Genomic DNA, 21835 nt, shown 5'->3' on the forward strand with positions numbered 1-21835 from the left:
GAGAACACGACCGTTAGGGCTTCATTCACCAAACTTCGGCAGATTGTCGGCAGTGCCATCGATTTCGGAGCAACCCATGACCGGCGCCTTCCGACCGCGTTTCACGCTCAGCGCTGCCGTCTTCGCAACCCTCCTGTGCGGCGCCGCCGCCGCAGAGACGGAACCGGTCGCGGTGACCGTGGATCGCGCCAAAGTCTTTCGAATCGAAGCCCCGGCCGACACGGTGATCGTCGGCAACCCGTCGATCGCCGACGTGACCATGCACGACCGCTTCACCGTCGTCGTCACCGGCAAGACATTCGGCACCACGAACCTGGTCATCCTCGACAAGGATTCGCAGCCGATCATCGACGAAGTGATCGTCGTCAGACCTCCGGAAACGGACGTCGTAACGGTAACCAGGAACCTCAACCGATACAGTTATTCGTGCTCGCCGACCTGCGAACCGACCGTCCGCGTCGGCGACGCCAAGGACGCCTTCGAACTCACCGTCAATCAGGCCGCAGCGCGTAACGAAATGGCCGTCAGCGCCGCCGGCGCAACGAGATAACATGGGGCTGCGATGATCCGCCGACTGTTCAGGCCTGCGCTGGACATCGCGAACCGGTCAGCCAATGCGCCGGCCGGGCGAAGGGGACTGTTCGGGAGCTTCTCCAGAAATCGGCGCGGCACGACCGCGATCGAATTCGCCATCATCGCGGGGCCCTTCCTCGTCCTCATGTTCGGCATCATCGAGTTCGGCCTCGCCTTTTTCGTGAACCGCATCCTCGATCACGCCGTGATGGAATCCACGCGCCTCATCCGGACCGGCCAGGCCCAGAAGGCGAATTTCGACAAGGCGGCCTTCAAGGCCGAGGTCTGCACGCATCTGACCGATTTCCTGTGCGACAACGCCCGCTTCGACGTCGATGTCAGGACCTTCAGCACCTTCTCGTCGATCGGCACCCTGCCCGACCTTGTCGACGCGGACGGCAACTTCTCCAACAACTTGGCCTATGTGAACAGCAAGGCAGGCGACATCGTTGTGGCCCGCGTGATCTACCGATGGCCGATGTTCACATCCCTGCTGCAGACCGATCCGGCCGACACAGGGAACATGGAACGCCTGCTCGTTTCGACCGCCGTCTTCCGTAACGAACCGTTTCCTTGGTGAGCGAGATCATGCGGCGTCCCTCTCGATTTCGCTTTCTTTATCGACTGCCCTTCTTCGGGTCGGACCGGCGAGGCGTGGCCGCCGTGGAATTCGCCCTCATCCTGCCGTTCCTGCTGGTCCTGATGATCGGCATCGCCGAGACGACGACCGGCCTGAACTACAAGCGCAAGATCAGTCAGATCGCCAGTTCGCTCGCCGATCTGGTCGCGCAGACGGAGAAAGTCAATTCCAGCGAAATGTCCGACATCATAAAGGCGACCGAAGCCATCATGGAGCCCTACAGCACGTCCGGCCTGCAGGTGATCGTCGCCAGCATCGCCTTCGACAAGGACGGCAACCCCCAGGTCGTATGGAGCGTCGACGAGAACAAGGGAACACCCTGGGCCAAAGGGTCCGTGCCACCCATCGCGATCCCCGACGCCCTGAAGCTGGCCAACACCTATCTCGTGGTCGGATTTTCCAGCTATACTTACGTGCCCACCTTCGCATCGATGTTGCAGAACATCTTCCCGAGAGCGGCCTCGATCGACCTCGAGGACACCTATTTCCTGCGTCCGCGGCTGAGCGAGTCCGTCTCCTACAATTGACGCCGACCACAGCCGACCGGTCACACTCACCTTGCGATGGTCGCGCCGATCGATCCAATCAGGAGGCGCATGGATCAAGTGGGGCATATTCTTGGCCATAGCCTTTGACCGGTGTCATTGGCCCGATTCGAATATCCTGCAAAACAAGAGCGCCCAACCAGACGGCGATGCGCTCCTCACCGGCAGGGTCGCGGAGCGGACGACGGATTGGCGAACGGAACCGAGAGAACCGGCATCATGCCCACGAACAGGACCTACGACCAGATCGCGGTGGGAGACAGCGCAACTATCACGCGCACCTGCACCGCCAATGATCTCTACGTCTTTGCCCATGTGTCGGGGAACACGAATCCGCTGCATCTGCCGAACACCGACTGGACCGGCGACGGCAAAATCGATCCGCCCTTCGCACCGTCGATGTGGATAGGTGCCCTCATCTCGGCGGTGCTCGGTAACATCCTGCCCGGACCCGGCACCGTCTACCGCACCCAGAGCTTTGCCTTCTACAGCCGCGTCAATCTCGACGATCACCTGACCGTGACGGTCAAGGTCCTGGCCAAGGAAGCCGGCCGCCTGGTGCGGCTGGCGACGACGGTCACGCGCACGGACGGCTCTCCGGTCGCTGACGGGATCGCGGAAGTGACCGCACCCGATCAGACCATCGTGTTCGACAGCACGGACCTGCCCGCCCTGCTCATCGAGAGGCATCAACATTTCGACCGGCTGATCGCTGCGGCCAAGACGCTGCCGGCCCTGGCGACGGCGGTCGTCGCGCCGGACGACGCCAATTCGCTCGGTGGAGCCCTACTGGCGGCGCGCGAAGGCCTGATCCGGCCGATCCTGATCGGCGCGCGAGACCGTATCCTTGCAGCCGCGGACCAGCTCGGAACCTCCCTGGCAGACGGCGAGATCCTCGACATCGAGTCCGAGCCGGAGGCGGCGGCCCGCGCCGTCGCCATGGTGCACGAGGGCACCGTCGGAGCGATCATGAAAGGCCATCTGCACACCGACGACCTGCTGCACCACATCGTCAAGCGGGAGGGCGGATTGCGCACCAGGCGTCGGATCAGTCACATCTTCGTGATGGACATCCCCGGACGCGATACGCCGGTGATCATTTCGGATGCGGCGATCAACATCGCACCCGATCTCAACACCAAGGTTGACATCGTCCAGAACGCGATCGATGCCGGACTGGCGATCGGCATGAAGATGCCCAAGGTCGGCATCCTATCGGCGATCGAGACCGTCAATCCGGCAATCCCGTCGAGCCTCGACGCGGCGATCCTGTCGAAGATGGCCGAACGCGGCCAGATCACGGGCGGGCTGGTCGACGGCCCGCTGGCAATGGACAATGCCATCGACGTCCAGGCCGCGCGCACCAAGGGCATAACGTCGCTTGTCGCGGGTCATGCCGAGGTGCTGATCGTTCCAAACCTCGAGTCCGGCAACATGCTTGCCAAGGAACTGACCTTCATCGCCCATGCCGAAGCAGCCGGGCTTGTGGTTGGGGCCAAGGTACCGGTAATGCTGACCAGCCGTGCCGACGACGACAGGGCGCGTCTTGCCTCCTGCGCCCTGGCGCTGCTCTACGGCCACTGGAAGCGAACCGGATCCTCCGCCGTGCCGGCGCCGGAGGAGGCAGCCGAATGACGGCGGCGGTAAGCGGCAAGGACGATCCGACGATCCTGATCCTCAACGCGGGATCGTCGTCGATCAAGTTCGACCTCTATGCCGGCGAAGAGGAACTGGTGCGTGGCCAGATCGAAGGCCTTGGCGCGACGCCGCGGCTGCAGGCCAAGGTCTTGCGGAGCGGTCTCAGCACTGATCGTCCGCTCTCTGCAGACGAAGCGCACGATCACCAAGCCGCTCTTGCCATCCCTCTGAAATTACTTGAAGAAACGGCTCCAGGCCGAACGGTTCAAGCGGTCGGCCACAGGGTCGTGCATGGCGGCGTCGACTATGCCGAACCAGTCGTGCTCGACGATGCCATTCTCGCGCACCTGAAGCGGTTCAATCCGCTTGCGCCACTGCACCAGCCGCACAATCTCGCCGGCATCCTGGCAGCGCGCCAGGCGTTTCCCGACGCGCTGCAGGTGGCCTGTTTCGACACGGCGTTCCACCGCAGGCATCCCTGGGTGAACGATACCTTTGCGTTGCCGCGGGAGTTCTACGACGAAGGCGTACGACGCTACGGATTCCACGGGCTGTCCTATGAATACATCACCGAGACGCTACGCGAGCGGATGCCGGAGGCCGCGAGCGGCAGGCTGGTCGTGGCGCATCTGGGCAACGGGGCCTCGATGTGCGCGATCCGAGAGGGGCGCAGCATCGGCTCGACCATGGGCTTCACCGCCCTCGACGGACTGCCGATGGGCACCCGCTGCGGCCAGCTTGATCCCGGCGTCGTGCTCTATCTGATGACCGAGAAGGGTTTGAGCGCAAACGATATTTCGGACCTGCTCTACAAGCGCTCCGGGCTGAGGGGCCTGTCCGGACTGAGCCACGACATGCGCGAACTGGAGGCCAGCGACACGCCGGAGGCCAGGCAGGCGATCGACTATTTCGTGTTTCGCATCCGGCGCGAGCTCGGCGCCATGGCGGCGGTGGTCGGCGGGCTGGACACCCTGGTGTTCACCGGCGGCATCGGCGAAAATTCGACCACGGTGCGGGCGCGGGTGTGCGAGGGTCTCGAATGGCTCGGCATCCGCTTCGACGCCGGGCGCAATGCCGCAGGCGAAAGCCTCATCTCGACAAATAACTCGAAAGTTCAAGTTCTTGTCATGCGAACCAACGAGGAGGCAATGATCCGCCGGCATACCGCAAGGCTGTTCGGCCAGGCCGGCGCCAGACCCTAGCGGCCGAGCGCGCGGCGCCACTGCGGACGGAAGGTTTCGAGGACGGCCTCGTAGTCGTCATGAGTGACCGGCGCGAAGCCGCCGCCCATGTCCGGCTCGACGGCGAAATAGGCGGCGGGGGCATCGTCCTGCAGGGCAACCAGCCGTTCGCGGAGCAAGCCCCGGAACTCCTTCGATAAATCCGTGCGAACCGCATGCGCGCCATAGGGGATGCGCGGGGATTTCCAGACCACGGAGAGGCGCGAGACGTCGAGGCGTGTCTCGACGTAGGCCTCGTTGAGCGTGCCGAGCGAGTAGCCGAAGGCGGGGTTGCCGTCGAGACTGGACCAGACGAGAGCGGCGTCGACGCGCCGGTCGATCAGCGCGCGCAGGGCGTCGCGCGGGCCGGCGACATGCACAAGTGTCGAAAAATGCTCCGATGGATCAATGCCCTGCGCATAGAGACCAGCAAGCGGGACACGGTATCCGGCAACCGATTGCGGATCCGAGACGGCGAGGGAACGGCCTTTCAGGGCGTCGAGGGTGACAAGCCCGTCGACGGCGCGGGTGACGAGCACCGCGTGGAAGCCCGCCGACAGATCGGTCGCACGCGGGGATACCAGAGGCTCGACACAGGCGCAAAGCGTTGATGCGGCTGCATAAGCGGAAGCCGACAGACGGGCATAGTCGACCTCGCCACGCACCAGCGCGTCGACCAGGCCGGCCAGGCTGTCGATCAGGAACAGGTCGACCGGAACGCCGATGCGGTATTCCAGTTCCTCCCGGAACGGCTCGAGGCGCTCGCGCATGTCCTCCTCGCGGCCGATCGCGATGCCGACGCGCAGGCGGCGCAGGTCGTCGCGCCAATCCGCCACCGCCGAACCGAGCCCGCCGACCAACACCAGCACCGCCATCCACGCCGCGCGCCACGTCATCCGATTGACACAGCTCCATGATTCCGTCCGTCTAAGCCTAGCCGGATTCGCGCTCCCGCGATCGCTCCACCTTCCTTCGCCACGGGATATCCTCCATGGACAGTCGCATCACCACGGTCGTCTTCGACATCGGCAACGTGCTGATCGAATGGGATCCGGAGCATCTCTACCGCAAGCTCATTCCGGATCCCGAGGACCGGCGGCGGTTCCTGAGCGAGATCTGCACGCCGGCCTGGAACCTGGAGCAGGATCGCGGTCGAAGCTGGGCCGAGGCTGTCGCCGAACGCATCGCCCTGTTCCCCGATCACGCCGAGCTTATCCGCGCCTACGACCTGCGCTGGCACGAGATGGTGCCCGGCGCGATTGCGGAAACCGTTGAAATTCTTTATGAACTTCAGAACGCTGGGGTACCGCTCCATGCCATCACCAACTTCTCGTCGGAGAAATTCGCCGAGGCCCAGGAGAGATTTGCCTTTCTGAAAACGGCGTTTCGCAGTGTCGTCGTGTCGGCTCATCAAGGGCTGCTGAAGCCAGATCGCAGCATCTACGAGGTCCTGCTAAAAAGCGCCGGATTGGCGCCGGAAACCTGCCTATTCGTCGACGACTCGCTGCGAAACGTGGAGGGCGCGCGGACCGTCGGCATGCAGGCGGTCCATTTCACCACGGCGGACCGGCTGCGCGCCGACATGAAGGCGCTCGGACTGCCGCTGCGCTGACCCGGGTCAGCCCCCGGCGAAGCCCTCAAGGACGTTGACGCAGTTGCGGCCGAGAGCATCGACGGCATAGCCGCCTTCAAGGACGAAGAGCGTCGGCAGACCCAGACGGCCGAGGCGCTGGCCGAGGCGGAGGAAGTCGTCACCGGTCAGGCCGAACTTCGAGATCGGGTCGCGCTCGAAACAGTCGAGGCCGAGGGAGACGACCACGACCTCGGGGCTGAAGACGCCGAGCCAGCGGCAGGCCTCCTCCAGCGCCCGGGCATAGGCGGGCCAGTCGGTGCCGAGCGGCAGCGGCCAGTTGCGGGTGTAGCCAGTGCCGGCTTTCGCGCCGGCCTCCTCGGCGTGACCGAGGAAGAACGGATACTCGACACGCGGATCGGCGTGGATCGACAGGAACAGGACGTCGGGACGGTCGTAAAAGATCGCCTGGGTGCCGTTGCCGTGGTGGTAGTCGACGTCGAGCACGGCGACGCGGGCCGCGCCGTGGTCGCGCAGCCACTGGGCGGCGATGGCGGCGTTGTTGAGAAAGCAGTAGCCGCCGTAATAGTCGGCGCCGGCATGATGGCCGGGCGGGCGGCACAGCGCGAAGGCGGAGCCGGCGCCGTCGCGGATCAACCGGGCCGCCGTCAGCGCGGTGTCGGCGCTCGCCCTTGCGGCTTCGGCCGTGCCGGCGCCGAGCGGCGTGCCGGCATCGAAGGAATAGCGGCCGAGCAGTCCGTCGACGGATTCGGGCACCGGATCGGCACGCAGGCCACGAACCGGCCAGACGTAGGGAAACGCCTCGCCGCTGCGGCCGGCGGCCGTCCAACGATTCCAGAAGCCGTCGAGGAAATCGAGATAGGCGGGCGTGTGGACGCGTTCGAGCGGCGCACGGCCGAAGGCGTCGGGGGAGAGCACGTCGCCAAGGCGGCGCCGCTTCACCTCGTCCAGCACGATCTCGGCCCGGGATGGGATCTCGACCGCGGGCACAAGTTCGCCGTCGGCGATTTCGCGCTGGGGTCTATGCGCCAGTTGCACGGGCGAGAAGACGGTCTTCATCGCCGGTCAGACCCCCGGGTGGAAGCGGAACTCGGTGACCTGGCGATAGGTCTCGCCCGGCCGCAGGACGGCGCCGGCGAAGTCCGGATGGTTCGGGCTATCCGGCCAGCGCTGCGGCTCGAGGCACAGGCCGGCGTTGGGACCGTAGCGGCGCCCGTCGAGACCCTGATAGGGCAGGTCGAGCTTGTAGGCGTCGTAGAGCTGAAGCCCAGGCTCGGTGGTCCACAGGTCCATCGCGATGCCCGATCTCGGCCCTTCCAGGACGGCGGCCAGGTGCGGCTCCGCGCGCGGGGCGTCGGCGAGACAGAAGTTGTGGTCGTAGATCACCCGCGCGCCGTCGTCGAACAGCATCCGGACGGGTCTCGCATTGCGGAAGTCGAACGGCGTGCCGGCGACCTCGGCAACCTCGCCGGCCGGCAGGGCGGCCGGGCTCATCGGCAGGTAGCGGTCGGCAACGATGTGGAGCCGGTGGTCGAGGATGTCGGCAGATTCGTCGAGGTTGAAGTAGCTGTGATGGGCGAGGTTGAGCAGGGTCGGCCGGTCGGTGGTGCCGGTGAGTTCGACCACGAGTGCGCCTGCCTGCGTGAGCGTGTAGCGGCAGAACACCTCGACCCGGCCGGGATAGCCCTCCTCGCCGTCCGGCGAGACGAGGCCGAGCAGGACGGACTCCGCCCGGGTCTCCTTGATCGTCCAGACCCGGGTGCCGAAGCCGGTCACGCCACCGTGCAGGTGGTCGCCGCCCGGCAGGTTACGGCTCAACTGGTAATCCGTTCCGTCGAGGCTGAAGCGGCCGCCGGCGATGCGGTTGGCGCAGCGGCCAGCGATCGAGCCGAAGTGCTGACCATGGGCGATGTAATCGGCCAGGCTGTCGAAACCGAGGACCAGCGGACGGCCGCCGAGGCGCAGGTCACGGACGGTCGCGCCGAAGGTCAGGATCTTCGCCTCGAGACGGTCGGCGCGGAGGCGGATCTCCTCCACGACCGTGCCGTCATCCATGGTGCCGAAGGACCGGATCATCGCGCTGCCCCTCCCGGCAGGACGCCCAGGGATTCAGAGCGTCTGGTTGTATTCGCCGACTTCCGGGTTTTCGCGCAGCAACGCGTCGACGGCCTTGAACATGGCGTGCAGACGTTCCTCGGACGCCGGGCTCTCGACCACGACGACCAGTTCCGGCTTGTTGGAAGAGGCACGCACCAGGCCCCAGGTGCCATCGTCGGTGACGACGCGCACGCCGTTGACGGTGATCAGGTCGGTGATCGAGTGGCCGGCGATGGTCTCGCCGACGTCCTTCATCGCCTTGAAGCGGGCGACGACGCGGTCGACGACGTCGTACTTGATCTCGTCGTCACAATGCGGCGACATGGTCGGCGAGCCCCAGGTCTTGGGCAGGTCGCGACGCAGGTCGGCCATGGTCTTGTCCGGGTTGCGGTCGAGCATGTCGAGGATGGCGATGGCGGAGACGAGGCCGTCGTCGTAGCCGCGGCCGATCGGCGCGTTGAAGAAGTAGTGGCCGGACTTCTCGAAGCCGACGATGGCGCCGAGCTCGGTGACGCGGCGCTTGATGTAGGAATGGCCGGTCTTGAAGTAGTCGGTGGTAGCGCCGTTCGCCTGCAGGACCGGGTCGGTGTTGAACAGGCCGGTCGACTTGACGTCGACGACGAACTTCGAGCCCGGATGCAGGCTCGAGATGTCGCGCGCCAGCATGACGCCGACCTTGTCGGCAAAGATCTCCTCGCCCTCGTTGTCGACCACGCCGCAGCGGTCGCCGTCGCCGTCGAAGCCGAGGCCGACCTCGGCGCCGGTCTCCAGCACCTTGTCGCGCAGGGCATGAAGCATCTTCATGTCCTCCGGGTTCGGGTTGTAGCGCGGGAAGGTGTAGTCAAGCTCGGTGTCGAGGGGGATCACCTCGGCGCCGAGCGCCTCGAGAATGCGCGGCGCGAAGGCGCCGGCGGTGCCGTTGCCACAGGCGGCGACGATCTTGATCGGCCGGGCCAGCTTCGGCCGGTCGGTCAGGTCGCGGAAATAGACGTCCGGGAAGCCGTCGACGAAACGATAGCTGCCGCCGGATTTCGTGGTGAAGGCGGCGGACAGCACGATCTGCTTGAGGCGGCCCATCTCGTCCGGACCGAAGGTCAGCGGCCGGTCGATGCCCATCTTGACGCCGGTCCAGCCGTTGTCGTTGTGCGAGGCCGTGATCATCGCCACCGCCGGCACGTCGAGGGCGAACTGGGCGAAATAGGCCATCGGCGACAGGGCAAGGCCGATGTCGTGGACGTTGATGCCGGCCGCCATCAGACCGTTGACGACGGCCATCTTGATCGAGGCCGAATAGCTGCGGAAATCGTGACCGACGACGATGTCGGGGCGGATGCCGCGCTCGTGCATCAAGGTGCCGATGCCCATGCCGAGCGCCTGCATGCCCATCAGGTTGATTTCCTTCTCGAACAGCCAGCGCGCGTCGTATTCGCGGAAGCCGGTCGGCTTCACCATGGGCCGGGATTCGAAGGCATAGGTATTGGGCTTGAGGGCGGACTCAGGCTTGGGAAACATGGACAACCTCTCGACGTCGAAAGACCGAATTTCTGAAGGAATGGAGGGATCGACGATGGCCGGACCTTATTGAACCAGCACCATCGTGTCACCCGAAATGTCGAAGCGCTGAAGCCGGCCGAGCACCGACATGCCGAGCAGCGGGACGGACAGCGCGTCGTCGCGGATCACCACCGCCGAGACGTCCTTGAGGCGGATCGCGCCGAGCTTCAGCTCGCGCACCGTGACCGGGGCGGCCGCGATGCTGCCGTTGGCCGTGCTGACGCCGACGGTGTAGTCGTCGCGTCGGGGATGGATGCCGATGCGCCTGGCAACGGCCTCGGGCAGGGCGACGACCGAGGCGCCGGTGTCGACGAGCAGGGTGACGTCCTTGCCGTTGAGTTCCGCCTGGGCGAGATAGTGACCGTTGTCGGCCATGGCTATGCGGTGAACGCGCCGGCCGGCCTTCTGGTTCCGCTCCTGCTCCGCCGCCGTGGTCTGGGCGGTCTCGACCCAGTCCTGGAGCAGCCCGGGCGCGAACGGCGCCAGGGCGACCAGCACGACCAGGATCACCAGATACCGCACCATCGGAACTCTCCGAAGCCTCACCTCTGCCCGGATGCTAGCAGCTCCGCCTTAGCGCCCGGTGAATCGCCGCCCGCTCAGCAGGCTTCGAGGGTGTCGGCGAGCGCCGCGATGCGCGCGGCATCGGGGGCGCTGGACTGGGCGCCGGTCGCCATGCAGGCGAGGCTGCCGGCGGCGACGCCCTCGGCAAGCGCGCGGCCGAGACCGGCACCACGGTCGAGCGCCGCGGCCAGCGCGCCGCAGAAGGCGTCGCCCGCGCCTGTGGTATCGACGACCGCCGTCGGCGGCGGGCGAAGCCGCCAGGGCCGGCTGCCGTCATGGGCCAGCACGCCGCCGGCGCCGAGGGTGACGACGGCGGCCCGCCCCGCGGCGGCAAGGGTGCGGGCGAAGCCCTCGGGATCGGTCGGCAGGCCGAGAACCGCGCCGAGGTCGGCGGTCTCGCTCTCGTTGACGACGACCACATCCGCGGCGGCGGCGAGGTCGCCGACGCCGGGGCCGGCGACCGGCGCGGCGTTGAGGACGATCCGGCTGCCGGCGGCCCGGGCGCGGGCCGTCGCCGCCTGCAGGGCGGGAAGCGGCAGCTCGACCTGCATCAGCAGGGTCGAGACCGGCCCGAGCCGGCCGTCGAGCCAGGCAGCGTCCACCCGGGCATTGACGCCGCTGGCGACGAGGATGAGGTTCTCGCCGGCGGCGTCGACGCCGATCATGGCCAGACCGGTCGCGCCGTCGAGCACCCGTACGGCGGACAGGTCGACGCCGACGGCCTTCAGGCCGGCGAGCGCGGGGGCGGCGAAGGCATCGGTGCCGACGGCGCCGACGAGCGCGACCTCGGCGCCGGCGCGGCACGCGGCGAGCGCCTGGTTGGCGCCCTTGCCGCCCGGGAAGCTCTGGTGATCGGGGCCGACGACGGTCTCGCCGGCGGCCGGCAGGCGCGGCACGGCGACGACGAGGTCGAGGTTGACCGATCCGAACACGACGATCATGGCAGGCTCCCTCCCCGTGCCGGCCGCCTCCGGCTCACACCCAGCCGCCGTCGACGATGTAGGTCTGGGCGGTGCAGGCCGCCGCCTCGTCGGAGGCGAAGAAGACGACGACACGGGCGACGTCGGCCGGCACCAGCTTGCGCTTCAGGCACTGGCGCTCGAGGATCTCGCGCTCGGCCGCCTCGGTGACCCACAGGTCGAGCTGGCGCTGCGTCATGATCCAGCCGGGGGCGACGCAGTTGACGCGGATGTTGTCGGGGCCGAGGTCGCGGGCGAGCGAGCGGGTCAGGCCGACGACGGCGGATTTCGCCGCCGTGTAGCCGGCCATGCCACCGGCGCCGATCATCCAGGCGATCGAGCCCATGTTGACGATGGCGCCGCCGCCGGCTGCCTGCATGTCCGGGACGACCGCCTGGGCGGCGAAGAACTGGTGCTTGAGGTTGACCGCGATGCGTTCGTCCCAGTAGGCGGGCGTGACGTCCTGCCAGGCGTGGCGCTCGTCGTGGGCGGCGTTGTTGACCAGCACCGTCACGGGCCCGAGCGCCGCGCGCAGGCGCGCAACGGCGGCCTGCAGGGCGGGTATGTCGGTCAGGTCGCAGGGCTCGTAGCGCACGGTGGCGCCGGCGGCGGAAAGCTCCTGCACCAGAGCGCGAGACGGGGCCTCGGCGATGTCGAGAAAGCCCACCTTCGAGCCCTGGGCGGCGAAGCGGCGGACGATCTCGGCGCCGATGCCGCTGCCGCCGCCGGTGACGAGGACGACCCGGTCGTTCAGCGAGGGATAGACGGCGCCGGACGACACGCCGGCCTCACTTGGTGCCGTACATGCGGTCGCCGGCGTCGCCGAGGCCGGGCACGATGTAGCCGTGGTCGTTGAGGCGCTCGTCGATGGCGGCGGTGTAGATCGACACCTCCGGATGGGCGTTCTTGAAGCGGGCGATGCCCTCGGGGGCCGCAAGCAGACAGACGAAGCGGACGTTGTTGGCGCCGCGCTGCTGCAGCTTCTCGATGGCGGCGATGGCCGAGTTGGCGGTCGCCAGCATCGGGTCGACGACGATGACCATACGCTCGCTGAGATCCTCGGGCGCCTTGAAGTAGTATTCGACCGGCGTCAGCGTCTCGGGATCGCGGTAGAGGCCGATGTGGGCGACGCGGGCCGACGGCACCAGGTCGAGCATGCCTTCGAGCAGGCCGTTGCCGGCGCGCAGGATCGAGGCGAAGACCAGCTTCTTGCCGGCGAGCGTCGGCGCCTGCATCTCGGCCAGCGGCGTCTCGATGGTGATGTTGGTGAGCGGCAGGTCGCGGGTGACCTCGTAGCACAGCAGGAGGGAGATCTCGCGCAGCAGCCGACGGAAGCCCTGGGTCGAGGTGGACTTGTCGCGCATGATGGTCAGCTTGTGCTGGACCAGCGGGTGATCGATGACGATGGCTCCGGGCATGGCCTGGGGTCTCCTGTTCTTCCGGCCGGCGGCCGGCCCTGGTCCGGACACCTTCTTTCCCTATGCCCCGGATGGGCGGCGAAGAACAGTCCGGCACGCCGGATTCGCCTCCGCGACGGGCAGTTCGCGGTTGAAAAGCCGCCCCGGAGAGGCGCCGGCCTTGCCGGCGGGGAACCAGTTGGTGCAGCATTGCGTTGGCATTGGGGTCGGCCGCGCCGGCTGCCCCGCTCTGTTCCTGCCTGCCAGATCCGCCGGTCCTTCCGATGTCGTCCGTCCTGTCCATCGCCGCGCTGCTGACCGGCTCCGCTCTGCTGCTGATGGCGGGCGGGCTGCACGGGCTGCTTCTGCCGGTGCGCGGGCTGGCGGAGGGCTTCTCCGACGCCTCGCTCGGCCTGCTCGGCGCCGGCTGGGCGGCCGGCTACGTCGCCGGCTGCCTGGCGGTGCCGGTGATCGTCAAGCGCGTCGGACACATCCGCTCGTTCGGCGTGCTCGCCTCGCTGGCGGCGATCGCCGTTTTGCTCAATCTCCTGTTCATGCGGCCGGAGGTGTGGATCCCGCTGCGCGCGGTGTCCGGCTTCTGCTTCGCCGGGGCGGCGATGATCGTCGAGAGCTGGCTCAACGAGCGGGCGACCAACCAGACACGCGGGCGCATCTTCGGCATCTACACGATGATCAACCTGGGCGCGACGACGATCGGGCAGATGCTGCTCACCCTCGGCGACCCGGCCGGCTTCGCCTTCTTCGTGATCGGTTCGATCATCTATTCGCTGTCGCTGCTGCCGACCGCGCTGTCGACGGCGGCGACGCCGGCGCCGCTGACCCAGGCGCGGCTCGACCTCCGCCAATTGTGGCGCAACTCGCCGGTGGCGGTGGTCGCGATCCTGCTGGTCGGCGTCTCCAACGGTACGTTCGGCACGCTGGGGGCGGTCTACGGGCGGCGGATCGGGCTGGAAGTCAGCGACATCGCGATCATGATGAGCCTGGCGCTGCTGTTCGGGGCGGTTATCCAGGTGCCGGTCGGGCTGATCTCGGACCGGGTCGACCGACGCGGCGTGCTGGTCGGCATGGCGGTGGCGGCCATGAGCATCGGCACAACGCTCGCCTTTGCCGGCGGCTTTGGTCCGTGGACAGTGATCATGCTGGTGTCGGCCTTCGGCGGCATGATCTACTCGATGTATCCGGTGATCCTCGCCCATGCCAGCGACCACGCCGCACCGGGAGATTTCCTCAAGACCAGCGGCGGGCTGCTGCTGATCTTCGGTGCCGGCACCATGATCGGTCCGCCGGCAGCCTCGCTGCTGATGGCGGCGACCTATCCAGCGGCGCTGTTCCACGTCACGGCGGCCGCGCATGTGCTGATGGTGGCGTTCACGGTCTGGCGGATGACCCAGCGGCGGCCGGTCGATACCGAGGACAAGTCGGAGTTCGTGCCGGTCATCTCGACGGCGCGCTACGCCACCCCGGAATCGGCCGTGCTCGATCCGCGCGCCGAGGAGGCGCAGGAAGAGGACGCGGCCTGAGGCCGCCTCAGCCGGCGCGCGCCTTGTCGAGCTTTGCCAGCAGGCGTTCCCTGGTCGCCCGGTCGCAGAAGGCGGCCTCGATGGCGGTACGCGTCACCGCCATCAGGTCGTCCGCGCTCCAGCCGAAGGTGCGCGCGACTTGGCCGTATTCGCGTCCAAGCGTGGTGTGGAAGAAGGGTGGGTCGTCCGAATTCAGCGTGATGCGCACGCCGGCGCGGCGCAGCAGGTTGACCGGGTGAAAACGCAGCACCGGATAGAGGCCGAGTGCAAGGTTGGAACCGGGGCAGACCTCCAGCACGACCCGCTCCTCGGCGAGGCGCTCGACCAGCGCGCGGTCCTCGATGGCGCGCACGCCGTGGCCGATGCGTTTGACGCGCAGGAAGTCGAGCGCGGCGGTGACGCTCTCCGGACCGCCGAACTCGCCGGCATGGGCGGTCAGTCCAAGACCAGCCTCGCCGGCCATGCGGAACGCGCGGGCGAAATTGGCCGGATGGCCCTCGCGCTCGTCGCCGGCAAGGCCGAAGCCGGTGACCAGCGGATGAGGATATGCCAGCACGTCCCGGACCACCCGCTCGACCGCGGCGGCGCCGAAATGGCGCACGCCCACGGCGATCATGCGTCCCTCGATGCCGGTCTCCGCCTTGGCCCGCTCGATGCCTGCGGCAAGACCCTCGACGTAGGAGCGGTAGGACAGGCCGGCGGCGGTGGCGTGGTCGAGCGAGATGAACACCTCGCCGTAGATGGCGCCCTCGGCGGCAAGCATGCGGAAGTAGCTCTCGCTCAGCTGGGCGTAGTCGCCGGGGCGGCGGAACACGGAACTGGCGAGGTCGTAAGCCTGCAGGAAGCTGGTGAAATCGGACCAGACATAACGCCCCTTGGCGTCGATGATGGTCGAGACGTCGATGTTCTCGCGCCGAGCGATCTTCTGCACCAGGCTTGGCGGCGCCGCCCCCTCGATGTGACAGTGCAGTTCCGCCTTCGGCACGTTGTCCTGCCCCACCATCCGCTCGATCGCCTTTCCGCCTTCAGTGCCATGCCGGGAACCGGCTTCAGAATCCGCGCATCGGATTGCCGTCCGACCGGCGCAGCCAGTTGTCCGCCGACCAGACCGCACGACCGTCGACCATATGGACCGCATAAGCATGCCTGGAGCGTGCCGAGCGGTTGGGCGCCGACTTGTGCGGCACGCTGCCATGCAAGACGACCAGCGTTCCCCTGGGCGCGACCAGCGGTGCGTGGCGTTCTTCCGGCTCAAAGGGCGTTTCGTCAAGAGTCTCCATGACCAGATCGTCGCCCCGGTAGCGGAAACGGCTGCGCAGCCGCCCCTTGTGGCCGCCCGGAACGCCATAGAGGCCGCCGTTGCTGTCGTCGGCATCCTCGAGCGCGAACCAGAAGCCGGTGCAGGACAGCGGCGTGGTATGCAGGAAGGTCGAATCCTGGTGGCAGTTCACCTCGCCGCCGATGTGCGGCGGCTTGAAGATGTACATGGACTGGGCCAGCAAAGGCTCGACCAGGCCGCAGTCGTGCGCCGTGGCGGCGAGTTTCGGATCGCGCGAGAAGGCATCGAACACCGGATCGAGATCGTGCAGGGCGTGGCCGACCTTGTTGAGCGCGACATGCTTGTCCTTGATCAGGCGGCCGTCGGCGTCGAAGGCCTCCGCCTCGAAGAAGAAGCGGATCCGATCGCCGCTTTCGCGGAAATAGGCGTCGCGGGCGTGGCTCTGGGCGCCGGTCTCGAACACCGAGGCGACGCTCGACGGATCGAAGGCGTCGATCAGCGCGGTCATGCGTTCCTTCAGCGCGTCGCATTCGCCGGGGGTCTTGTAGCCTTCCAGGACGAGAAAGCCGTCCTCCTGCCAGGCGACCTTCATCGCCTCGGTCAGACGGCCGTCGCCGGGGGCCGTGAAACTGCGGGCCTTCATGTCGCTTCCCTTTCTGCCGATGCGACCGCGCTCAGGCGGCCAGAAAGCTGGTGCCGTGCGGGCCCGGCTCGATTCCGAGATGCTGGGCGACGGTCTCGCCGATGTCGGCATAGGTTTGCCGGCCGCCGATGCCGCGGCCGGCGATGCCCGGCCCGGTTCCGAGCACCGGCACGTGCTCGCGAGTGTGGTCCGTGCCGCGCCAAGTCGGGTCACAGCCGTGGTCGGCGGTGAGGATCAAGAGATCGCCGTCCTTGAGACGCCCCAGCAGTTCGGGCAGACGCGCGTCGAAGCGCTCCAGTGCTGCGGCATAGCCGGGCACGTCCCGGCGATGGCCGTAGAGGCTGTCGAAGTCAATCAGGTTGGTGAAGACCAGATCACCGTCGCCGACCTGGTCCATCGCCCGCAGCATGGCGTCGAACAGTTCGTCGTTGCCGGCGCCCTTGAGCACGGTCGTGACGCCCTGATGGGCGAAGATATCGCCGATCTTACCGACGCCGATGACGCTGCGGCCGACGGCGGTCAGCCGGTCGAGCAGGGTCGGCTCGGGCGGCAGAACAGAATAGTCCCGCCGGTTGGCGGTGCGCACGAACCCGGCGGCCGTCTCGCCGACGAAGGGGCGGGCGATGACTCGGCCGATGTTGAGCGCATCGACATGGCGACGCGCGACGGCACAGAGGTCGTAAAGCCGATCGAGGCCGAAATGGACCTCGTGTGCGGCGATCTGCAGGACAGAGTCCGCCGAGGTGTAGAAGATCGGCCTGCCGGTGCGGATGTGTTCCTCGCCCAGTTCGGCGATGATCTCCGTGCCCGAGGCGTGCTTGTCGCCGAGGATGCCGGGCAGGCCCGCCTCGGCGACAATGGCGACGATCAGGTCCTTCGGGAACGTCGGGATCGTTTCGGGGAAATAGCCCCAGTCGAAGCGAACCGGAACGCCGGCGATCTCCCAGTGGCCGGACGGCGTGTCCTTGCCCTTGGAGGTTTCCGTCGCATAGCCCCACAGGCCTTCGGGCGGTCCTGAGAAATTCAGGCCGGGAACCTCCCTGCCGGTCGACAGGCGCGCGGCGGCGCCGAGGCCGAGCCGGTCCATGTTGGGCAGGCGCAACAGACCCGACCGCAAGCCGGGCCGATCGCCGCCTCCCGCGGCACAGGCTTGCGCGATATGGCCGAGCGTATCCGACCCCGCATCGCCGAAGCGGGCGGCATCCTCCGCGCCGCCGATGCCGAAACTGTCCAAGACGCACAGGATTGCGCGAGGCATGAGCGTTCCTCTTTATTTCCCTGGCCCGCGCCCGGGACGGCTGCGGGCGATGTTGCTGCGCTCAGGGCGCGACACGTCCCGCGACGATGGGGCGGTCCGGCACGTCTCGCGCCGCGCTGATCGAGTAGGCCGCCCGCAGGGCCTCGCCCGCCCGGCGGGCAGCATCCGGGGTCGCGGCATGCACGATGGCAATCGGCGCGTCGGCATCGACACCGTGCCCGATTCCGGCCAGATCGGTGAAGCCGACGGCCGGATCGATCCGGTCTTCGGCGGTTCGCCGGCCGCCCCCCAACTCGACCACGGCGACGCCGACCGCACGGGTGTCGACGGCGACGACCGTGCCAGGCTGGACCGGATAGACCGGCACCTGGACCGGCGCGCTGGCCAGATAGGCGTCCGGCCGATCCAGAAAATCCGCAGGACCGCCGAGCGCGGCAACCATGCGGGCGAAGACCTCCGCCGCACGCCCGCTCTCGAAGGCGTCGCGCATGCGCGCGCAGCCCTCATCGGCGGTACCAACAAGACCGCCGGTGACGAGCAGCTCGCCACCGAGCGCCACCGTGACGTCCCACAGGCGGCCGTCGACGGCGGCGCCCTTCAGGAAGTCGACGGCGTTGCGCATCTCCACCGCGTTGCCGGCGGCCGAGGCGAGCGGCTCGTTCATGTCGGTCAGCAGTGCGGTGGTCTTGAGGCCGGCGCCGTTGGCAACCCTGACCAGGCTGTCGGCGAGCGCACGCGCCTCGTCCAGGCCCGCCATGAAGGCACCGGAGCCCCACTTGACGTCGAGGACAAGGCCCTGCAGACCGGCCGCGAGCTTCTTGGACAGGATCGAGGCGGTGATGAGGTCGAGGCTCTCGACCGTGCCGGTGACGTCGCGGATGGCGTAGAAGCGCCTGTCGGCGGGAGCGAGATCGCCGGTCTGGCCGATGACGGCGCAGCCGACCTCCCTGACCACCTTTCGGAACAAGGCGTTGTCGGGCTGGGTCCGGTAGCCGGGGATGCTGTCGAACTTGTCGAGCGTGCCGCCGGTGTGGCCGAGGCCGCGGCCGGAGATCATCGGCACCGCGGCGCCGCAGGCGGCCAGCGCGGGAGCGAGCATCAGCGAGACGTTGTCGCCGACGCCGCCGGTGGAATGTTTGTCGAGTACCGGGGCGTCAATGTCGGACCAGTCGAGCACAGTGCCGCTGTCGCGCATGGCGAGCGTCAGCGCGACGCGCTCGTCGAGCGTCAGACCGCGGAAGAACACAGCCATGGCGAGGGCTGCGACCTGGCCCTCGGTCACCGAGCCGTCGGCAAGGCCCCTGACGAAGAAGGCGATCTCCTCTGCGCCGAGCGTGCCGCCGTCGCGCTTCCTGCGGATGAGTTCCTGGGCGAGCATGGTCAGTAGCCTTCCCCGGCCTCGCCCGTTCCACCGTCGATGGCGGCGAGAAGCGCATCGAGCAGGCCGCTGGCGCCGAAGCGGAAGGTGGCGGCCGAGACCCAGTTGGCGCCGACGATCCGGTCGGCGAGCGCGAGGTAGGCGGCTACGTCGTCGAGGCTGCGGATACCGCCGGCAGGCTTGAAGCCGATCTCGCGACCGCCTTCGCGGCGGATCGCCTCGATCAGGTTGAGCATGATCTCGGCCGCCTCGAGCGTGGCATTGACCGGTACCTTGCCGGTGGAGGTCTTGATGAAGTCGGCGCCGGCGTCGATGGCGACCTCGGACGCGAGGTGGATCAGCAACGGGTCGCCGATCTCGCCGGTCTCGAGGATCACCTTGAGCAGCGCCGGCTGCGGGGCCGCGGCGCGCACGCGCACGATCTGCTCCTCCGCGAAGCCGCGCCGGCCGGCGACGAAGGCGCGGTAGGGCATGACCAGGTCGATTTCGTCGGCACCGTCGGCAAGGGCCCGTTCGGTTTCCCGGACGACGGCCAGCGTGTCCTCGCCGCCGGCGGGGAAATTGACCACAGTGGCGACCCTGACGCCGGTCCCGCCCAGGAGGCGGACGGCCTGGGCGACGAAGCGCGGCCAGATGCAGACGGCGGCGACAGGGCCGTGAGGCGTGACGGCACGCCGGCACAGCTCCTCGATGTCGGCCGGCGCGCAGTCGTCGTTCAGGTTGGTGAGGTCGACCAGCGGCAGGGCGCGGGCGGCGATCTCGGCCGGCGTGGCGGTCATCGTCCAACCTCCTTCACCAGGCCGCGCAGCAGCCGCTTCATGCGCTCGGTGCCGGTTTTCGCGACGGCCTTGGTCTCGTCGTGCGACAGGGCGTGGTCCTGCAGGCCGGTGCCGTAGTTGGTGATGACCGAGACGGCGGCGACGCGCAGGCCGAGGAAGCGGGCCAGGATGACCTCGGGCACCGTCGACATGCCGACCGCATCGGCGCCGAGCGCGCGCGCCATGCGGATCTCGGCCGGCGTCTCGAAGGAGGGACCGGAAAACCACATGTAGACGCCCTCGGCGACCGGCGCGCCGTCGGCCTCGGCGACCTGCGCGAGGATCGACCGCAGGTCGGGGTCGTAGGCGGCGCTCATGTCGAGGAAGCGGCGCTCGTCCTCCTCGCCGATGAGCGGGTTCATGCCCGACCAGTTGATATGGTCGCTGATCACCATCGGGCTGCCGGGCACGACGTCCTGGCGCAGGGAGCCGGCAGCGTTGGTGGCGACGAGGATGTCGCAGCCGAGCGCCTTGAGCGTTTCCACCGGCGTGCGCATGACGGCCGGATTGCCGCTCTCGTAGTAGTGCGCGCGGCCCGACAGGATGACGACCGGCACGCCGGCGAGCTTGCCGGCGACCAGTTCGCTGCCATGGGACGACACGGTGGAGACGGGAAACTCGGGCAGGTGGGTGTAGGGGATGCGCACAGCCTCTTCCAGTTCCTCGGCGAGAGCGCCGAGGCCGGAGCCGAGGATCATGCCGATACGGTAGCTGCCCGGACGGGCGGCGCGGACGATTTCCGCGCATTCGTGGCCAAAGCCGCTCATGGACGATCAGTCCCTTTCCTGAAATTCGAACCCGAAGGGCAGCAGTTCTTCGAGGGTGAAGGTGCGCCTGAGGCCCTGCAGATCGGCGATATGGACCTTGACGCCGCCGTCGGCAAATTCCTTCAGTTTCTGCCGGCAGCCGCCGCAGGGCGTGCACAGGGCGGCATCGGCGACCACCAGCGCCTCCAGGATCCGCGTCTCGCCGGCGCAGACCATGGCGGCGATGGCGCCGGCCTCGGCGCAGGTGCCTTCCGGATAGGCGGCATTCTCGACGTTGCAGCCGGCGACAATATGGCCGCCCTCGGTCAGCAGCGCGGCGCCGACCCTGAAGCCCGAATAGGGCGCGTGGGCGTTGTCACGCGCGGCCTTCGCAGCCTTAAACAAGGCGTCGAACCGACTCATGTGCGTTCCTTCAGATAGGGGATGCCGCTCGCTCGCGGCGGGATCGCCTTGCCGATGAACCCGGCGAGCAGGATGACGGTAAGGATGTAGGGAAGCGCCTGGAACACCTGCACCGGCACCTCGCCGATGCCGGGCAGCGGCTGGCCCTGCAGGCGGATGGCGACCGCATCGAGGAAGCCGAACAGCAGACAGGCGAACATGGCGTTGAGCGGACGCCACTTGGCGAAGATGAGCGCGGCCAGCGCGATGAAGCCCTTGCCGGCGGTCATGTCCTTGATGAAGCCGGAGGACTGGGCGATCGACAAATAGGCGCCGGCGATGCCGCACAGCACGCCGCACAGGATCACCGCCCGGTAGCGCAGCAGCACGACCGAAATGCCGGCGGTGTCGACGGCTGCCGGGTTCTCGCCGACGGCGCGCAGGCGCAGGCCGAAGCGGGTGCGATAGAGCGCCCACCAGGTCAGCGGCACGGCCAGGAAGGCGGCATAGACCAGCACGTTGTGACCCGAGAGAAGCTCGGCATAGATCGGCCCGACGACCGGAACGGCCCGCAGTTCCTCGGCGAAGGGAAAGACGATGTCGAGGAAGCGACCGCCCTCGGGCAGCGGCGGCGTGCGGCCGCCCTGGCGGAACCAGGCCTGGCCGAGCAGCGCGGTCAGGCCGGCGGCGAGGAAGTTGATGGCGACGCCCGAGACGATCTGGTTGCCGCGGTTGGTGATCGAGGCGAAGCCGTGGACGAGCGCGAGGCCGACGGCGACGGCGATGCCGGCGGCGAGGCCCGCCCAGGCGCTGGCGGTCAGATAGGCGACCGCGCCGGCGCCGAAGGCTGCACCCAGCATCTTGCCCTCGAGGCCGATGTCGACCACGCCGGAGCGTTCGGAATAGAGGCCGGCCAGGCAGGCAAGCAGCAGCGGCGTCGACAGGCGCAGCGTGGAGTCGAGGATGAGGATGAGGGTTTCGAACATCGCCGT

At 67.9% G+C, this 21835-nt stretch carries 23 protein-coding genes; 7 read left to right on the forward strand and 16 right to left on the reverse strand.

Annotation, left to right across the window (positions count from 1 at the left end; translation table 11 throughout):
• Positions 1-76 precede the first annotated feature (76 nt).
• The 5 genes from SL003B_RS18500 (at position 77) to SL003B_RS18520 (ending at position 4598) form a co-directional block, all read left to right on the forward strand.
• Entirely contained in the window at positions 77-550 is a 474-nt protein-coding gene (locus SL003B_RS18500; RefSeq protein ID WP_013654397.1) for a pilus assembly protein N-terminal domain-containing protein, read from the forward strand.
• A gap of 12 nt (positions 551-562) precedes the next feature.
• Positions 563-1153, forward strand: coding sequence for a TadE/TadG family type IV pilus assembly protein (locus tag SL003B_RS18505; protein WP_013654398.1), 591 nt, complete (start codon positions 563-565; stop codon positions 1151-1153).
• Positions 1154-1161: 8 nt separating this feature from the next.
• Positions 1162-1740: a TadE/TadG family type IV pilus assembly protein gene (locus SL003B_RS18510; protein ID WP_083812187.1), complete on the forward strand. Its 579-nt coding sequence runs from the start codon at positions 1162-1164 to the stop codon at positions 1738-1740.
• 237 nt (positions 1741-1977) lie between these two features.
• A complete protein-coding gene (locus SL003B_RS18515; RefSeq protein ID WP_013654400.1) occupies positions 1978-3393 on the forward strand; it encodes a bifunctional enoyl-CoA hydratase/phosphate acetyltransferase in 1416 nt (471 codons plus the stop codon).
• Positions 3390-4598, forward strand: a complete 1209-nt coding sequence (locus SL003B_RS18520; protein ID WP_013654401.1) for an acetate/propionate family kinase — start codon at positions 3390-3392, stop codon at positions 4596-4598. Before SL003B_RS18515 ends, SL003B_RS18520 begins: the two co-directional genes overlap by 4 nt.
• Here the strand turns inward: SL003B_RS18520 and SL003B_RS18525 are convergent.
• Positions 4595-5512, reverse strand: coding sequence for a phosphate/phosphite/phosphonate ABC transporter substrate-binding protein (locus SL003B_RS18525; protein ID WP_013654402.1), 918 nt, complete (start codon positions 5510-5512; stop codon positions 4595-4597). The genes SL003B_RS18520 and SL003B_RS18525 overlap by 4 nt on opposite strands.
• Before the next feature lie 95 nt (positions 5513-5607).
• On the opposite strand from SL003B_RS18525, the gene SL003B_RS18530 reads away from it, so the two are divergent.
• A complete protein-coding gene (locus SL003B_RS18530) occupies positions 5608-6228 on the forward strand; it encodes an HAD family hydrolase (RefSeq protein WP_013654403.1) in 621 nt (206 codons plus the stop codon).
• A gap of 6 nt (positions 6229-6234) precedes the next feature.
• On the opposite strand, the gene SL003B_RS18535 is transcribed toward SL003B_RS18530, so the two are convergent.
• The 7 genes from SL003B_RS18535 to upp all read right to left on the reverse strand — a co-directional run bounded on the left by SL003B_RS18535 (position 6235) and on the right by upp (position 12799).
• Entirely contained in the window at positions 6235-7266 is a 1032-nt protein-coding gene (locus tag SL003B_RS18535) for a histone deacetylase family protein (protein ID WP_013654404.1), read from the reverse strand.
• 6 nt (positions 7267-7272) lie between these two features.
• A complete protein-coding gene (locus tag SL003B_RS18540) occupies positions 7273-8283 on the reverse strand; it encodes an aldose epimerase family protein (protein ID WP_013654405.1) in 1011 nt (336 codons plus the stop codon).
• Between the two features lie 33 nt (positions 8284-8316).
• Positions 8317-9816 carry a phosphomannomutase/phosphoglucomutase gene (locus tag SL003B_RS18545; RefSeq protein WP_013654406.1) on the reverse strand — a complete coding sequence of 500 codons (1500 nt, stop codon included), beginning with the start codon at positions 9814-9816 and terminating at the stop codon, positions 8317-8319.
• Between the two features lie 66 nt (positions 9817-9882).
• Entirely contained in the window at positions 9883-10383 is a 501-nt protein-coding gene (locus SL003B_RS18550) for a retropepsin-like aspartic protease family protein (protein ID WP_013654407.1), read from the reverse strand.
• A gap of 74 nt (positions 10384-10457) precedes the next feature.
• The gene (locus SL003B_RS18555; protein WP_013654408.1) at positions 10458-11363 is read right to left on the reverse strand and encodes a ribokinase; all 906 of its coding nucleotides are present in this window, start codon (positions 11361-11363) and stop codon (positions 10458-10460) included.
• A 34-nt stretch (positions 11364-11397) separates the two neighbouring features.
• Positions 11398-12162, reverse strand: a complete 765-nt coding sequence (locus tag SL003B_RS18560) for an SDR family NAD(P)-dependent oxidoreductase (protein ID WP_013654409.1) — start codon at positions 12160-12162, stop codon at positions 11398-11400.
• 7 nt (positions 12163-12169) lie between these two features.
• On the reverse strand, positions 12170-12799 hold the full coding sequence (gene upp / locus SL003B_RS18565) for a uracil phosphoribosyltransferase (protein ID WP_013654410.1): 630 nt from the start codon (positions 12797-12799) through the stop codon (positions 12170-12172).
• Between the two features lie 263 nt (positions 12800-13062).
• Here upp and SL003B_RS18570 point away from each other — a divergent pair, with 263 nt between their 5' ends.
• Entirely contained in the window at positions 13063-14319 is a 1257-nt protein-coding gene (locus SL003B_RS18570) for an MFS transporter (protein ID WP_013654411.1), read from the forward strand.
• A gap of 7 nt (positions 14320-14326) precedes the next feature.
• Here the strand turns inward: SL003B_RS18570 and SL003B_RS18575 are convergent, their stop codons facing one another.
• The 8 genes from SL003B_RS18575 to SL003B_RS18610 form a co-directional block, all read right to left on the reverse strand.
• Entirely contained in the window at positions 14327-15322 is a 996-nt protein-coding gene (locus SL003B_RS18575; RefSeq protein WP_013654412.1) for an adenosine deaminase, read from the reverse strand.
• A gap of 46 nt (positions 15323-15368) precedes the next feature.
• Positions 15369-16241 (reverse strand): phytanoyl-CoA dioxygenase family protein, encoded by an 873-nt coding sequence (locus SL003B_RS18580; protein WP_013654413.1) that lies wholly within the window; start codon positions 16239-16241, stop codon positions 15369-15371.
• A gap of 31 nt (positions 16242-16272) precedes the next feature.
• Complete coding sequence (locus SL003B_RS18585; protein WP_013654414.1) at positions 16273-17499, reverse strand: phosphopentomutase; 1227 nt, start codon at positions 17497-17499, stop codon at positions 16273-16275.
• Between the two features lie 61 nt (positions 17500-17560).
• Positions 17561-18877: a thymidine phosphorylase gene (deoA, locus tag SL003B_RS18590; RefSeq protein ID WP_013654415.1), complete on the reverse strand. Its 1317-nt coding sequence runs from the start codon at positions 18875-18877 to the stop codon at positions 17561-17563.
• Positions 18878-18879: 2 nt separating this feature from the next.
• Positions 18880-19656, reverse strand: coding sequence for a deoxyribose-phosphate aldolase (deoC, locus tag SL003B_RS18595; RefSeq protein WP_013654416.1), 777 nt, complete (start codon positions 19654-19656; stop codon positions 18880-18882).
• Positions 19653-20462: a purine-nucleoside phosphorylase gene (locus SL003B_RS18600; protein WP_013654417.1), complete on the reverse strand. Its 810-nt coding sequence runs from the start codon at positions 20460-20462 to the stop codon at positions 19653-19655. The genes deoC and SL003B_RS18600 overlap by 4 nt, the downstream gene beginning before the upstream one ends.
• Before the next feature lie 6 nt (positions 20463-20468).
• A complete protein-coding gene (gene cdd / locus SL003B_RS18605; protein WP_013654418.1) occupies positions 20469-20864 on the reverse strand; it encodes a cytidine deaminase in 396 nt (131 codons plus the stop codon).
• Positions 20861-21829 carry an ABC transporter permease gene (locus SL003B_RS18610; protein ID WP_013654419.1) on the reverse strand — a complete coding sequence of 323 codons (969 nt, stop codon included), beginning with the start codon at positions 21827-21829 and terminating at the stop codon, positions 20861-20863. The genes cdd and SL003B_RS18610 overlap by 4 nt, the downstream gene beginning before the upstream one ends.
• Positions 21830-21835 lie beyond the last annotated feature (6 nt).

The organism is Polymorphum gilvum SL003B-26A1, from assembly GCF_000192745.1.
Lineage (GTDB): Bacteria > Pseudomonadota > Alphaproteobacteria > Rhizobiales > Stappiaceae > Polymorphum > Polymorphum gilvum.